Origin of the sequence: Paragemmobacter straminiformis (assembly GCF_014243445.1) — a bacterium.
Classification (GTDB): Bacteria; Pseudomonadota; Alphaproteobacteria; order Rhodobacterales; family Rhodobacteraceae; genus Paragemmobacter; species Paragemmobacter straminiformis.
Window position 1 is genome coordinate 1 of sequence record NZ_JACLQD010000013.1, and the last position, 1,415, is coordinate 1,415.

Genomic DNA, 1,415 nt, shown 5'->3' on the forward strand with positions numbered 1-1,415 from the left:
TCACAGCTTCTCGATCATCTCCGGCACGGCGGCGAAGATGTCTGCGACCAGCCCGTAATCGGCGACCTGGAAGATCGGGGCTTCCTCGTCCTTGTTGATGGCGACGATGATCTTGCTGTCCTTCATCCCCGCAAGGTGCTGGATCGCGCCGGAAATCCCCAGCGCGATGTAAAGCGTGGGTGCCACGACCTTGCCGGTTTGGCCCACCTGCCAGTCGTTCGGCGCATAGCCGCTGTCGACCGCCGCGCGCGAAGCACCCACAGCCGCGCCCAGCTTGTCGGCAAGCCGTTCCACCAGCGCGAAGTTCTCTTGGCTTCCAAGCCCACGCCCGCCCGACACGACAATCCCGGCCGAGGTCAGTTCGGGACGGTCACTCGTCGCCACCTTGTCCTCGACCCATGCCGAAAGCGACCCGTCAGCGGCGATGGCGAGTTGTTCGACCGCAGCCGAACCGCCCGTGCCGACAGCCGTAAAGCCGGCGGTCCGCACCGTCAGCACCTTCTTCGCATCCGACGACTTCACCGTCTGGATCGCGTTGCCCGCATAGATCGGGCGCTCGAAAGTGTCGGCGTCGATCACCGCGGTCACGTCCGAGATCACCATCACATCAAGCAGGGCCGCCACGCGCGGCATCACGTTCTTGCAGAACGCGGTCGCAGCCCCCGCGATGTGGGAATACCCACCCGCAAGCGCCACGATCAGCCCTGCGGTCGCCTCGGCCATGCCGTGGCAATAGGCGTGGTCCTCGGCGAACAGTACCTTGGACACGCCCGACAGCGTGGCCGCCTCGGCAGCGGCGGCATCGCCGCCCGTGCCTGCCACCAGCACATGCACCTCGCCCAGCGAGGCCACTGCGGCCAGCGTCTTGGCCACGGCATCGGTTGCCAGCGCGCCGTCATTCACATCGGCAAGAAGAAGAACGGCCATCAGATCACCCCCGCTTCGTCTTTGAGTTTCGCGATCAGTTCCGCAACCGACCCCACCTTCACCCCCGCCTTGCGGCCCGCAGGTTCCACCGTCTTGATGACGCTCAGGCGCGGCGTGACGTCCACGCCGTAATCGGCGGGCGTCTTCATCGCCAAGGGCTTGGCCTTGGCCTTCATGATGTTGGGCAAGGACGCATAGCGCGGCTCGTTCAGGCGCAGGTCGACCGTGACGATGGTCGGCATCTTCACCTTGATGGTCTGAAGGCCCCCGTCCACTTCGCGCGTGATCACGGCATGCTCGCCCTCGACCGACAGTTCGCTGGCAAAGGTCGCCTGCGACCAGCCCAGCAGCGCCGAGAGCATCTGCCCCGTGGCGTTCATGTCATTGTCGATGGCCTGCTTGCCGCAAAGCACCAGACCCGGACCCTCTTCCTTGACCACGGCCGCCAGCAGCTTGGCCACGGAAAGGGGTTCGATGTCGGTATGCAC

Annotated in this window: 2 protein-coding genes; both read right to left on the bottom strand. The window is 65.4% G+C overall.

The window, feature by feature from the left end; all coding sequences use genetic code 11:
- Window positions 1-927, bottom strand: a complete 927-nt coding sequence (locus H7F16_RS19475; protein WP_185799308.1) for an electron transfer flavoprotein subunit alpha/FixB family protein — start codon at window positions 925-927, stop codon at window positions 1-3.
- A partial coding sequence (locus H7F16_RS19480; protein ID WP_185799309.1) for an electron transfer flavoprotein subunit beta/FixA family protein occupies window positions 927-1,415 on the bottom strand: 489 nt, incomplete at its 5' end. The genes H7F16_RS19475 and H7F16_RS19480, both read right to left, overlap by 1 nt.

Excerpts from the sequence above, each read along its gene's own strand:
- H7F16_RS19475 (WP_185799308.1), bottom strand. The coding sequence starts at position 927 with ATGGCCGTTCTTCTTCTTGCCGATGTGAATGACGGCGCGCTGGCAACC.